The following is a 12,660-nucleotide window of genomic DNA, read 5'->3' on the forward strand; positions in this document are numbered from 1 at the left end:
CTCAAGGTGTCACTGCAGCCCGGCTGACTCAGCGTCACCGAACGAGCCGACCCGCCCTGTTGGTTCGGGGCGCCAGGTCAAGCGCCCTCCGGCCCGGCGGTCTCTTGCTCGGAAAGATCGTGTTCAGAACGACCCATCTGTCCTCGGGGACGATTCGCCACCAGGCCGATGTGATTGCAACGAGGGCAAAGGCTGCGAGCACCGCTGCGCCGAAGTAAGTGTTCCAGGGTTTGTCCTCCCAGTCACCGGGGGATCCCACAGCGATGAGGTGGAACTCGTCCTCGGGGTCCACGACGTACCATACGGGTGCGTACAGTGATTTGTCCGACAGGAAGCCCGCGTCGTCCAGCACCTCCTTCCGCCCGTCAACCAGCACGTAGTATCGGGTGCCGCCCCGCCGCCGCGGATCCTTGTCGACGATGATGCTCCACTGGTGCTCCTGGGTTCTGACAGCTTCGCCGGCCCGGTCGAATTCGGCCTCCATCTGGACGCTGAAAACCACTCCGCTCAGAGCGATGAACAGGGTGACCAGGACCGCTGCAGTCCGGCGCGGGCGAACCGGCCAGCCTTCAATACGGTGGGCAAGTTTCCGCCGCTTCTCCCTGCTCACTCGCCGACCCCCGGACCCCATCCGGACATCCTAACGGTGCTGGTGTTCCGGCTGGCGGTCGCCGCGGCTCCGGGTTCCGCCGCCGGCCCTTCGGCCCGCCGCACAGGTCGTCGTGGTGTCGGTGTGGCCCATCGATAGCCGCTGTCTAGGCCGGCATTGGTGGTGGCGGGACGCCGGGAAGCAGATTATGAGCGCTCGGCCCTGGCAGCCCTCGTCCTTATCGTTCCCGTTGGGAATCTACTTCCCGCCCGGGTCGAGGCTGCGGGCGTTCTTCCGCGCCTCCCATTCAGCGTCGTATGCTTCAATCCACTGCTCATACGTCATCGGAGCGGCACCCTCGGGCAGCTCCTCGACGTACCGCTCATACCGGTAGTTGCTGTGTTTGTCCGGGTGCCGCATGAGGCCGATCAAGACGCCGAATACAGCCCCGTTCAGCAGGCGCATCCAGACCGAGTCGCGTTTCATCTTCTCCCCCATCATCGTTATGAGGTGCATCCTACGCGATTGGAACAGCGTGGACTGGGGCCAGGCATCGGACACCGCCAAGAGTCAAAGGCACCACCGTGACACCCCTCAGCTCTGGGAGACCCCGTAGTCGGGTAGCTGCTGAAGGGACCAGGCGTTACCGTCCGGGTCGGAGAAGTACACGAAACTGCCCCATGGTTGGAGGTCGACTTCGCTTGCCCCAACACCGTTTTCGAGGAGCATTGAACGAGCCCCGGCCGCGTCCGGCACGACGATCTGGACGCCTTTCTGCGAGCCAGGGGCCATCTCCGTGATTCCCTCCCCCAGAACAATGGAGCAGGCAGAGCCGGGCGGGGTCAATTGTACGAAGCGGACGCCTTCGCCCACACGGTGGTCGTGATCCAGCACGAAGCCCACCCTGTCGCGGTAGAAGCCGATCGCCCGGTCCACGTCGGAGACCGGGATGGCAACGAGTTCGATTTTCCAATCCATGAGCTTCCTCCTGTTGGTCCTTTTGACTTCAGGGTAGGCCCGATTGCGGACGGAACCGGTCCTCGTTCTTCCCACTCAGGGCGGCGGATCCGCGGAATTGTCGGTATCTGGGACGGACCGTCGATGGCCGGGCCGGCTGCCCAGTTTTGGGTGGTCCGAGGTGAAGGTGGAGCACCTGCGCAGGCTCCGCCGGAACTACTGCGCCGGCCAGCTCACTTGATTCCATCTTTGAGTCGGGGGCGTCCCGGCCGCCGATTCGGACCCTCGATGCAACGTTTTCCCTAGTCAGAGAACGTTTTTGTGGAGCCCCCTGCCGGATTCGAACCGGCGACCCCCTGTTTACAAGACAGGTGCTCTGGCCAACTGAGCTAAGGAGGCATGCTGGCTGCACCAGCAGGCGCCGCCGCGGTCTCCACGACACAACGGGCGCTCCCTAAGGTTAGCCCAGCCCTCCGGTTCGTGAAAACTCAGCGAAGCTTCTCCTCGACGACCTTCCCGAAGTCCGCCACAGCGTCCGCGACCTCTTCGCCGTCGACATAAACGGTCGGTGTACCCTCGACGCCGGCGGCCTGCGCGGCCTCCGTCGTGTACTTCGCCCAGGGCCGGAAGGTGCCCTCGGACAGGCAGGTGGAGATGTCACCGGCACCCACCTCGGCCGCCATATCGCCCAGCCCGCCGTCGTCGAGCTCGCCGCTTTCGAAGTTGGCGAACAGTGCCGTGGAGAAGTCGAAGTAGCTGTCCGGTGCCGTATCGGCGACGCAGGCGAGCGCGCTGGCCCCCCGCGAGGAGTAGTCGTCGCGGGAGTTGCGGTCGAGGTAGGCGACGTTGCGGTACTCGAGGGTGATGTCACCGGCATTGAGCCAGCGCCGCAGGTCATCCGAATACTCGCTCTCGAAATTGGAACAGTGGACGCAGTTCACATCGACGTAGGCCACCACCGGGATGGGCGCCCCGTCCGCGCCCGGCTCCACTCCCGGCGGCACCCCCGCTCCCGGCGCGGGCTCCTCCGGCAAAGATGCGACGTCGACCTCGCCGCCCTCGGTCTCGGCGAGCTCGGAGGTGGAGACCAGGGTGATTCCGCCCTGGTCATTGCCGTGCTGCGGCGCCGGACCGGCGTCGGGTACCCGCCCGCGGATATTGCCGGCGACAACCAGCGCGATGACGACGGCGATGACGACAGCGGCCGCCACCACGCCCCAGCGGATCAGCAGCGAGTTCCGCCGGGCGGTGCGTTCGGCCGCCTCGCGCTGCAGCCGTGCCCGCTCGCGGGACTCCGCTGAGCGCTCGGCCTTGCTGGGCTTACGGGAGTTGCTCGGTGCCATCGGTCCTTCTGCCTTGCCTGCTTCTCCGGGACGCTTCCCGATCTGCCCCAGTTTATCGGGACTGGCCGGTGCCCCTAACCGATAGAGTTCATCAGTAGGCCTACTAATTGCAGGAGTTTTCAATGAGCGAAGCCACAACGGCAGCGGATTCCGACACCGACACCGACTACGGCGACTTTGACTTCATCGTTGTCTCCAACCGGCTGGCGGTCGACCGCGTCACGGACGACGAAGGCAACAGCTCGTGGCGCCGCTCCCCCGGCGGCCTCGTGACGGCGCTTGCTCCGGTCATGGCCAAGACCGACGGCGCCTGGGTCGGCTGGCACGGCGCTCCCGACGAGACCCTCGACCCCTTCGATGAGGGGAACATGCGCCTTGTCCCAGTGCCGTTGAGCGAGGACGAGGTGGAGCTCTACTACGAGGGGTTCTCCAACGCGACCCTCTGGCCGCTCTACCACGATGTCATCGCGCCGCCGGAATTCCACCGCACCTGGTGGGACGCCTACCGCCGGGTCAACGAGCGCTTCGCAAAGGCCACCGCCGCATCGGCGGCCCACGGCGCCACAGTGTGGGTTCAGGACTACCAGCTGCAGCTGGTACCCAAGCTGCTGCGCAAGGCCCGCCCCGACCTCGTCATTGGTTTCTTCAACCACATACCGTTCCCGCCGCTGGAGATCTTCGCGCAGCTGCCCTGGCGCCGACAGGTCATCGAGGGCCTGCTCGGGGCGGACCTCATCGGCTTCCAGCGCCCAAGCGACGCCAGCAACTTCCTGCGCTGCGTCCGCCGCTTCCTCGGCCACACCATCCGCCAGCAGCAGGTACAGGTCCCCGCCGACGGCAATGCGCCCGCCTACGTCTCCCGCGCCGAGGCGTTCCCCATCTCGATCGATGTGAACGCCATCACCGAACTGGCCAAACGCCAGGACATCATTGAGCGCTCCCGCGAGATCCGCCGGGAGCTCGGCAACCCCAAGCACGTCCTGCTGGGGGTAGACCGGCTCGACTACACCAAGGGCATCGGTCACCGACTCAAGGCCTACGGAGAACTCCTCGAGGACGGCTCCATCACCGTTGAGGATGCCGCGCTGATCCAGGTGGCAAGCCCCAGCCGGGAACGCGTGGAGCAGTACCGTCTCCTCCGGGAGGAGATCGAGGGCGCAGTGGGCCGCATCAACGGCACCTACGACACCATGAAGAACACGGCGATCCGGTACCTCCACCACAGCTACCCGGTCGAGGAGATGGTCGCCCTGTACCTCGCGGCCGACGTCATGCTCGTCACGGCGCTGCGCGACGGGATGAACCTCGTGGCCAAGGAATATGTTGCGGCCCGCACCGAGAACCGCGGCGCCCTGGTGCTCAGCGAGTTCGCCGGCGCGGCCGACACCCTCCGGCAGGCCGTCCTGGTCAACCCCCACGACATCGACGGGCTGAAGTCCGCGATGGTGACCGCCCTGAACATGCCCCCGGCGGAAGGCGTCCGCAGGATGCGCATCATGCGCCGCCAGGTGCTCCAGAACGACGTCGAACGCTGGTCGCAGGCGTTCCTGACCGCCCTGCGCAACGGCTCGGCGGTGAACAACGATGCCTGAGCGCACCGATCTCCGGGCGGCCCTTGAGGACCTCGCCGCAACACCGGTGCTGCTCATCGCGCTCGACTTCGACGGCGTGGTCTCGCCGCTGGTCGAGCGCGCCGAGGACGCCCGCCCGCTCCCCCGCTCCTCGGCCGCCCTGAAGGCCCTGGCCGCGCTGCCGTCGACGACGACGGCGCTGATCTCGGGCCGCGCGCTCGGCAGCCTGAGAGAGGTGGCTTCCCCTGAGCCGGAAACCCTGCTCATCGGCAGCCACGGCGCCGAAACCTGGACCGGCCCAGACGCCGCACCCCTCACCCTCGACCCCCGCCAGGCCGAACTGCTCGATGCGGCGGCCGACGTCGTCGAGAGTGTCGTGGCGGCTCACCCCGGCACGTGGCTCGAGTCCAAGCCGGCCGGCGTTGTACTTCACACCCGGTCCGCGGCCGACGACGTCGCCGCCGACGCGGTGGCCGCCGCCCGCGACGGGCTGGCCGGGCTGGACGGGCTCAAGGTCACCGACGGAAAGCGCGTCCTCGAAGTGTCGGTGGTCCACGCCGACAAGGGGCAGGGGCTGGGGCTGCTGAGGGAGCTCAGCGGGGCCACAGCGGTGCTTTTCGCCGGCGACGACGTCACCGACGAGCACGCCTTCGGCGTCCTGCAGCCCCAGGATGTGGGCATCAAAATCGGTGAGGGCAAGACCGCGGCCCGTTACCGCCTGGGCTCGCCCGAGGACCTCGCCGGCACCCTTGAGGACCTTTTCGCCCTGCGTCGTGATTGTGCTTCGTCCAACCATTCGTGACATACTCCAAGTGGGTGTCGACCGGCTCGGCCGGTCCTACCCCGAACAACTGAATACACTCCATTCACTACGGATCGTCGGGCACGTACCTGCCCGTGAAAAGGAAATAAGAAAATGGCAACGGTAACGTTCGACCAGGCCACCCGGGTGTACCCGGGGACCGAAAAGCCCGCTGTAGACCGCCTGAACATCGAGATCGCCGACGGCGAATTCCTCGTCCTCGTAGGCCCGTCCGGTTGCGGCAAGTCCACCTCCCTGCGCATGCTCGCAGGACTCGAAGACGTCAACTCGGGACGCATCCTCATCGGTGACCGCGACGTCACCGACGTTCCCCCGAAGGACCGCGACATCGCGATGGTTTTCCAGAACTACGCCCTGTACCCGCACATGAGTGTCGCCGACAACATGGGCTTCGCCCTGAAGATCGCCGGCGTCCCCAAGGAAGAGCGCGCCGAGCGCGTCCGTGAGGCCGCCAAGCTGCTCGACCTCGAGGACTACCTGGACCGCAAGCCGAAAGCCCTCTCCGGCGGTCAGCGCCAGCGCGTCGCCATGGGCCGCGCCATCGTGCGTAACCCGCAGGTCTTCCTCATGGATGAGCCGCTGTCGAACCTCGACGCCAAGCTGCGCGTCCAGACCCGCACCCAGATCGCGTCGCTGACGCGCCGCCTCGGGGTCACCACCGTCTACGTCACGCACGACCAGGTCGAGGCGATGACCATGGGCGACCGCGTCGCGGTCCTCAAGGACGGCATCCTGCAGCAGGTCGACACCCCGCGCAACCTGTACGAGCGCCCGAAGAACGTCTTCGTTGCCGGGTTCATCGGCTCCCCCGCCATGAACCTCCTCGAACTGCCCGTCGCCGACGGCGGCGTGCTGTTCGGCGGTACCGTGTACCCGGTCCGCAGCGACATCCTTGATGCGGCCGCAGGTAACACCGTGACCCTGGGTGTCCGCCCCGAGGACCTCGTGCTCGCCGCCCCCGGTGAAGGCCTGCAGGTTGAGGTCGACGTTGTCGAGGAACTCGGCGCCGACGCCTACATCTACGGTCACACCACGCTCAACGGTCAGAACCACGACATGGTGGCCCGTGTCGACGGCCGCCGCCCTCCGATGAAGGGCGACACCGTCTACGTCCGCCCCGAGCAGGGCCACGTGCACCTGTTCGACACGACCTCCGGCGCCCGCCTGGCCGATACGGTCTAGTTCAACGCATTTCCAGCAATGCGGTGGTTCCCATGCTGCGTCTTCACGGACGGGGGACCACCGCATTGCGGTTTAAGCTAACGGACCTCCTGCTTTGAGCACTCCCAGTGACCGGCGCACCGGCGGTCCTACAGAAGGCAACATCATGACGGAAACCTACAACGCCAACTGGCACGACGAACCGACCGACTATGCGCAGACGGGCAAGCTGCCGCGCATCCGGACCACCCCTCCGGAGTCGGCACTGGGCTCACTGAACATCACCGCGGCCTCCGCCGACCCCGAGTTGCTCGACCTCCCCTGGCACATCGCGCTCGAGGAATGGCCTGCAGAGAGCCTTGCGGCCCTCCCCCGCGGTATCTCCCGCCACATCGTGCGCTTTGCGCACCTGGGGGGCTCGGTCATCGCCATTAAGGAAACCAGCGAGCACGTCGCCCGCCACGAATACCACATGCTGCGTAAGCTCCAGCGCCTCGATGTGCCGTGCGTCGAACCCGTCGCGGTCATCACCGGGCGCACCACCTCCGACGGCACCGAGCTGGACCCGGTGCTGGTCACCCGGCACCTGAAGTTCTCGATGCCCTACCGGGCCCTGTTCTCCCAGACGCTGAGACGGGACACCCTCACCCGCCTGATCGATGCGCAGGCACTCCTGTTGGTGCGCCTGCACCTCATCGGGTTCTACTGGGGCGACGTCTCATTGTCGAACACGCTGTTCCGCCGGGACGCCGGCGCCTTCGCCGCCTACCTGGTGGACGCTGAGACCGGAGAGCTCTATCCGGAACTCTCAAGCGGCCAGCGGGAGTACGACCTCGAGATCGCGCGCGTCAACATCGCCGGCGAGCTGATGGACCTCGCCGAGGGCGGGCTGATCGAGGAGAAAGTCGACCCGCTGGCCACCAGCGAACTGATCATGGACAGCTACCGCAGGCTGTGGACCGAACTCACGGCGCGGGAGTCATTCGAACTCGGCGAACGCTGGCGCGTCAACGCCCGCATCCGCCGGCTCAACGACCTCGGCTTCGATGTCGAGGAATACGTCATCAGCACGGTCGCCGACGGGTCCCGGATCCAGCTGCAGCCGAAGGTTGTCGACGCGGGCCACCACAGCCGCCGGCTGCTCCGCCTGACCGGCATCGACGCGCAGGAAAACCAGGCCCGCAGGCTGCTCAACGACATGGACGCCTACCGGGCGGACAACAACAACCTCGACGTCGACGAGGAGATCAGCGCCCACCTGTGGGTCAGCGAAGTCTTCGAGCCGATTGTGCGGTCGGTACCGCGCGAGCTCGGCGGCAAGCTCGAGCCCGCGGAGGTGGTGCACGAGGTGCTTGAACACCGGTGGTACATGTCCGAGCGGCAGGACCGCAACGTTCCCATGGCGGAGGCGGTGCAGTCCTACCTTGACTCGGAGCTGCGGCACCGGCGCGACGAGGCCGAGATCATGCTGACCGCCGACTCGAAGACCATCGGGCTCGACGGGGACAGCAGCTTCCCGGACAGCTAAGTGATCCGGGCCGGTGCGGCCGGCCCGGACCGCGGCTCAGGACCTCACATCTAGGGGCACCGGATTTCCTGGCCCTCATAAACCTGCGGACCGGACCCGGCCTGCTGGCAGAACTCGGCGACCTCCGTGGCATACGGGATTACAGCGATGATTCCGACGATGAGGATAACGAGGCCGATCGTGAAAAGGGCTCCCACAATGATGCCCGCCACCGCAATGCCGTTGCCCATCCCGGCCTTTTTTGACTTCACCAATGCCACAATGCTGAGGATCAGCCCTACCGGGCTCAGGAACGGGATGATCGCCAGGATGAGCCCCACAATGCCCAGCGTGCGTCCGGGGTTCTCACGGGGCCCCTGCTGGCCCGGGTAGCCGCCCGCCGGATATCCCGACGGCTGCCCGTACGGCGACTGCCCGTAAGCCGGCTGGCCGGGGCCCTGCCCGTAGGCCGGCTGACCGTACGGCGCGGGTGACTGCCCGTAGGCGGGCTGCCCGTACGGCGTCTGGCCGGGGTTGGATGATCCGGAGGGTCCAGAGCTTCCGCCCGGGCCCTTGCCGTACGGATCGTTGGAACCGGATCCGCCGTGCGGACCTGCTGGGTTTTCTGACACTTGCGCCCCTGCAATCTTGTCGGTGCAGGAACGAACTCCTGCAGAGCCCTCCGGGCCTCTGGCCCGAGAATATCACCGCCAAGCGGGCATGTCCGGGGTCGGACCGTCTCTCCGGAACGACCGGCTGAAGCTCCATCCCGACCGCCATCCCTCCGGCCGCCGGACACCCGCCGCAGAGAACGGACGCACGACCCAGCTGCAGGACGGACCACCGCCGAATCTCCTCGCCGCCACCTTCAGGACCGGGAGCGCCCCTCCTCCGGCGCCCCAGCAGAGAGTATGGCGGAGATCATAAGTGCAAACGTTTACACTTCAGGAGAACAAGAGACCTAGTGGCACCGAGGTTACCGGGAAGTAACGGCTAGGACACGCGGAATGTATGCCTGTAAACGCTTTCAGTATTGGCGTTGCAGGTCTACGATGTTTGCCATGTCCTTTTCAGCGGCCGTCGACACGGCAGGTTTTAGCGCTCCCGACGGAGCTGTCACTTTCCATGACCCCATCCACGCTCAGCACGCGGACGATGCGTGGTGGCGCTCCTCGGTGATCTACCAGGTGTACCCCCGGTCCTTCCGGGACGCGAACGGCGATGGCATGGGCGACCTCGCCGGCGTGCGCGAGGAACTTGAGCACCTGGTCCGGCTCAACGTGGATGCCGTCTGGCTCTCCCCCTTCTACACCTCACCTCAGCGCGACGGCGGTTACGACGTCGCAGACTACTGCGACGTCGACCCCCTGTTCGGAACCCTGGCTGACTTCGATGCACTGACCATTCGGGCCACCGAACTCGGCATCAAGGTCATCGTCGACCTTGTGCCGAACCACGCTTCGAGTGACCATGTTCTTTTCAAGCGGGCCCTCGCTGCCCCGGCCGGGTCGCCGGAACGTGCAATGTTCATCTTCAGGGACGGGCAGGGCGAGCATGGGGAGCTCCCGCCCAACAACTGGCAGTCCCACTTCGGCGGTCCGGCCTGGACCCGAGTGGTCAACAGCGACGGGTCTGGCGGACAGTGGTACCTCCACCTCTTCGATTCCTCCCAGCCCGACTTCAACTGGGACAACCAGGCGGTGCGGGATGAGTTCGAGCGCATCCTGCGCTTCTGGCTTGACCGCGGCGTCGGCGGCTTCCGCGTCGATGTCGCCCATGCCCTGGTCAAGGCCGAAGGGCTGCCGGACTGGGGCGGGCGCGCCGATGGCAGCTCAAGCGAAGGCTTCCCGGGTCATGAGGCCCCGATGTTCGGGCAGGAAGAGGTCCATGCGATCTACCGCGGCTGGCGGAAGATCCTCGATGAGTACGACGGCGACCGGGTGCTCTGCGCTGAGGCCACCATCGACCCCCTGCCGCGGCTGACCGACTGGGTCCGCCCGGACGAAATGCACCAGGCCTTCAACTTCGCCTACCTGCACCACCCGTGGAACGCGCACGGGCTGCGCAACGTCGTCTCCAGCTCCCTTCAGGCCTTCGACAGCGTCGACGCGCCCACCACCTGGGTGCTGAGCAACCACGACGTCGTCCGCCATGCGACCCGCTTCGGGCTCGGCGAGGACTTCCCCCGCCCCGGTGATGGAATCGGCCACTTCGATCCGCAGCCGGACACCGCAACCGGGCTGGACCGGGCCCGCGCGGCCTCCCTTGCCATGTTCGCCCTCCCCGGCGGCATCTATCTCTACCAGGGCGAAGAGCTCGGCCTGCCCGACCACACCACCATGCCCGCCGAGTTCCGCCAGGATCCCACCTTCGCCCGGACCGGCGGGGAACGGCTCGGACGTGACGGATGCCGGGTCCCCCTTCCGTGGCGCGCGGAGGAGCCTGCCTATGGTTTCGGAACAGCGGACACCCCCTGGCTGCCGCAGCCGGAGAGCTGGAAAGCCCTCGCCGTCGACCGCCAGGACTCCGATCCCGGGTCGACACTGAACCTCTACCGCATGGCGCTGCGACTGCGGCGCGAACTGGGCCTTGGAGCCGGATCGCTGCAGTGGAGCGTGGAGTACGAGAACAGCGACACCGTGGCGTTCCGCAACGGCGACGTCGTCGTCCTGATCAACATGGGAGAATTCGATACGCAGCTGCCCGGCGGCTCGATTCTGGCGGCAAGCCACCCTGAAGCGGGCACCGACGGACTGCTGGCACCCAACCACTGTGTGTGGCTGAAGCTTAATTAAGGCGGCCGGGCTACCCAAGCCCGATTCGAGGGGGGAGGACGCCGTGACCGGCATCAAGGACGTCGCAAAGCGCGCCGGAGTGTCGACGGCCACGGTGTCCCGTGCCCTTAGCGGCAACGGCCGGGTATCAGAAAAATCGCGTCTGGCAGTGCTGAAGGCGGCCCGGGAACTTGAGTTCGTCCTCTCCTACTCGGCGTCGTCCCTGGCCTCGGGCAGGAACCGCAACGTCGGCGTGGTGGTGCCCTCGGTCAACCGCTGGTACTTCTCTCAGATCGTCGACAGCGCCGCTGCCGCCCTCCTGGAGGCCGGCTACGACCTGACTCTCTACAACCTCAGCGAAGGCGCGAAGCACCGGGACCGGGTGCTGTCGGAATTCCTGCTGCGCCAGCGGTGCGACGGCGTGATCTCCGTGGCCCTGGAGCTGAGCAGGTCCGAACTGGGTCAGCTGCTCGCTGTGGGCAAGCCCGTCGTGGGAATCGGCGGCGTCCTGCCCGGTGCCCATACGATCAGTGTGAACGACAGGGCGATCGCCACCCTGGCTACCGAGCATCTGCTCAGTCTGGGGCACCGCAGGATCGCCCACATCGGCGGTGCCGAAGCGTTTGAGAACGACTTTCGAATCTCAGGCTCCCGCCGTGAGGGCTACGAGGCAGCGATGAGCGCCGAGGGCCTCGAAGTTCTTCCCTCCTGGCGTGCTCAAGCAGACTTCACCATCACCGGTGGCTATACCGAAGCCAAGCGGATGCTGGGACACCCGCACAGCCGACCCACGGCTGTGTTCTGCGCATCGGATGAAATGGCGATCGGAACCATCCTTGCCGCCCGGGACCTCGGCCTCCGGGTGCCCGAAGATCTGTCAGTAATCGGAATCGACGGCCACGACCTGGGCGGGATCTTCGGACTCACCACCATCGCCCAGTTTCCCTGCCAGCAGGGCGAGCACGCCGTGAAGCGGCTGCTCGGGATCCTCACCGACCCGGAGAATGCCGACACTCTGCCGGCCGACGAGGACGCCCGGACCGAGCTTGTCGTGCGCTCGAGCACGTCGGCGCCGGCCGACAGGCCCTAACTCCCGCAGTAGATGCCTACGAGACCCGGGATGGCCGGGGCAGCCCATGGTCCGGTTTGGCGGTGGGCCTCCGGCTGCGAACGATCGAGGCTAGCTCCTCGCACTGCAGGACATTACACTGTTCCACCCATGAAGCGTCCATACCTGCCCAGGGCCAGCGGCCAGAACCGCTCATAGCGCCCGCGCAGGTCGTCGGCGCCGCCTTCTCGAGGCCAGCCGCCGTGGATGACGTCGACCGTTGTGGCAGGTGCTGCCCCTCCGACGCTGTTGAAGGAAAGCTCAACCGCCGTCGCAGGGAAGGGGCCGGGGCGGTGCCGCCACAGGAGGGACAAGGCGCGGTGACCCTCCCGTTGATCCTCACGCTCGATGACCTCCGCCCAGACAGCCTCCTCATCCTCGGCTGACGTTTCGACAAAGACGCCGCCCTCAAGGTCGAAGAAGCTTCCAGCGCCCCAGACACTGAGCTCAGCGCCCGGCCACCACAGGTGGAGATGTTCGGTGAACCCGGAAAAGGCGTCGACCACATCGGCCGGCACGCGCACGGACGCGCGGATGTCCGCCACAGTGCCGCCGCCGGCGGGCTCCGGAGCCGCATGGGAGAAAAGTCCACTCATGGTTCGACTCTACCGGGGTCTGGGTTGAGACCGTTCTGGTGGCGGTGGGCGGCCCGGTGGGTGCCGGTGCCGGTTGGGGGCCCTGCCGGTGGGGTCCGGGTTGGGGTGGGGGGTGGGCCCGGTCTTGTGGTGGTGGTTAAAGGGGTGCAGGCCCCACCGGTGGTGGGGCCTGCATTTTAAGGGTGGTCCGGCGGTGTCCTACTCTCCCACACTCTCTCGGGTGCAGTACCA

12 protein-coding genes and 1 tRNA gene are annotated in these 12,660 nt (G+C 66.6%); 6 read left to right on the plus strand and 7 right to left on the minus strand.

Going from position 1 to position 12,660, the window contains the following annotated elements:
- Positions 1 to 34: 34 nt before the first annotated feature.
- The 5 genes from GVV86_RS16425 to GVV86_RS16445 form a co-directional block, all read right to left on the minus strand.
- Positions 35 to 610 (minus strand): hypothetical protein, encoded by a 576-nt coding sequence (locus GVV86_RS16425; RefSeq protein ID WP_159803416.1) that lies wholly within the window; start codon positions 608 to 610, stop codon positions 35 to 37.
- Positions 611 to 847: 237 nt separating this feature from the next.
- Entirely contained in the window at positions 848 to 1,105 is a 258-nt protein-coding gene (locus tag GVV86_RS16430; protein ID WP_210252882.1) for a hypothetical protein, read from the minus strand.
- 78 nt (positions 1,106 to 1,183) lie between these two features.
- Complete coding sequence (locus tag GVV86_RS16435; RefSeq protein ID WP_159803418.1) at positions 1,184 to 1,567, minus strand: VOC family protein; 384 nt, start codon at positions 1,565 to 1,567, stop codon at positions 1,184 to 1,186.
- A gap of 301 nt (positions 1,568 to 1,868) precedes the next feature.
- A tRNA-Thr gene (locus tag GVV86_RS16440) sits at positions 1,869 to 1,945 on the minus strand.
- Positions 1,946 to 2,034: 89 nt separating this feature from the next.
- On the minus strand, positions 2,035 to 2,889 hold the full coding sequence (locus GVV86_RS16445) for a DsbA family protein (protein ID WP_246670023.1): 855 nt from the start codon (positions 2,887 to 2,889) through the stop codon (positions 2,035 to 2,037).
- Between the two features lie 122 nt (positions 2,890 to 3,011).
- On the opposite strand from GVV86_RS16445, the gene GVV86_RS16450 reads away from it, so the two are divergent.
- The 4 genes from GVV86_RS16450 (at position 3,012) to GVV86_RS16465 (ending at position 7,972) form a co-directional block, all read left to right on the plus strand.
- A complete protein-coding gene (locus GVV86_RS16450) occupies positions 3,012 to 4,481 on the plus strand; it encodes an alpha,alpha-trehalose-phosphate synthase (UDP-forming) (protein WP_159619475.1) in 1,470 nt (489 codons plus the stop codon).
- The gene (gene otsB, locus GVV86_RS16455; protein WP_159803419.1) at positions 4,474 to 5,262 is read left to right on the plus strand and encodes a trehalose-phosphatase; all 789 of its coding nucleotides are present in this window, start codon (positions 4,474 to 4,476) and stop codon (positions 5,260 to 5,262) included. Before GVV86_RS16450 ends, otsB begins: the two co-directional genes overlap by 8 nt.
- Positions 5,263 to 5,376: 114 nt before the next feature.
- On the plus strand, positions 5,377 to 6,465 hold the full coding sequence (locus GVV86_RS16460) for an ABC transporter ATP-binding protein (RefSeq protein WP_159619479.1): 1,089 nt from the start codon (positions 5,377 to 5,379) through the stop codon (positions 6,463 to 6,465).
- Positions 6,466 to 6,610: 145 nt separating this feature from the next.
- Positions 6,611 to 7,972, plus strand: coding sequence for a DUF4032 domain-containing protein (locus GVV86_RS16465; protein WP_159619481.1), 1,362 nt, complete (start codon positions 6,611 to 6,613; stop codon positions 7,970 to 7,972).
- A gap of 50 nt (positions 7,973 to 8,022) precedes the next feature.
- Here the strand turns inward: GVV86_RS16465 and GVV86_RS16470 are convergent, their stop codons facing one another.
- On the minus strand, positions 8,023 to 8,583 hold the full coding sequence (locus GVV86_RS16470) for a DUF4190 domain-containing protein (protein WP_159803420.1): 561 nt from the start codon (positions 8,581 to 8,583) through the stop codon (positions 8,023 to 8,025).
- Between the two features lie 429 nt (positions 8,584 to 9,012).
- On the opposite strand from GVV86_RS16470, the gene GVV86_RS16475 reads away from it, so the two are divergent.
- The gene (locus GVV86_RS16475; RefSeq protein WP_159619485.1) at positions 9,013 to 10,746 is read left to right on the plus strand and encodes a glycoside hydrolase family 13 protein; all 1,734 of its coding nucleotides are present in this window, start codon (positions 9,013 to 9,015) and stop codon (positions 10,744 to 10,746) included.
- Between the two features lie 43 nt (positions 10,747 to 10,789).
- Positions 10,790 to 11,815, plus strand: a complete 1,026-nt coding sequence (locus GVV86_RS16480) for a LacI family DNA-binding transcriptional regulator (RefSeq protein WP_159619487.1) — start codon at positions 10,790 to 10,792, stop codon at positions 11,813 to 11,815.
- Between the two features lie 113 nt (positions 11,816 to 11,928).
- Here GVV86_RS16480 and GVV86_RS16485 read toward each other — a convergent pair whose 3' ends face one another.
- Positions 11,929 to 12,429, minus strand: coding sequence for an SRPBCC family protein (locus GVV86_RS16485; RefSeq protein ID WP_159619489.1), 501 nt, complete (start codon positions 12,427 to 12,429; stop codon positions 11,929 to 11,931).
- Positions 12,430 to 12,660 lie beyond the last annotated feature (231 nt).

Source organism: Arthrobacter zhaoguopingii, assembly GCF_009828595.1.
Lineage (GTDB): Bacteria > Actinomycetota > Actinomycetes > Actinomycetales > Micrococcaceae > Arthrobacter_D > Arthrobacter_D zhaoguopingii.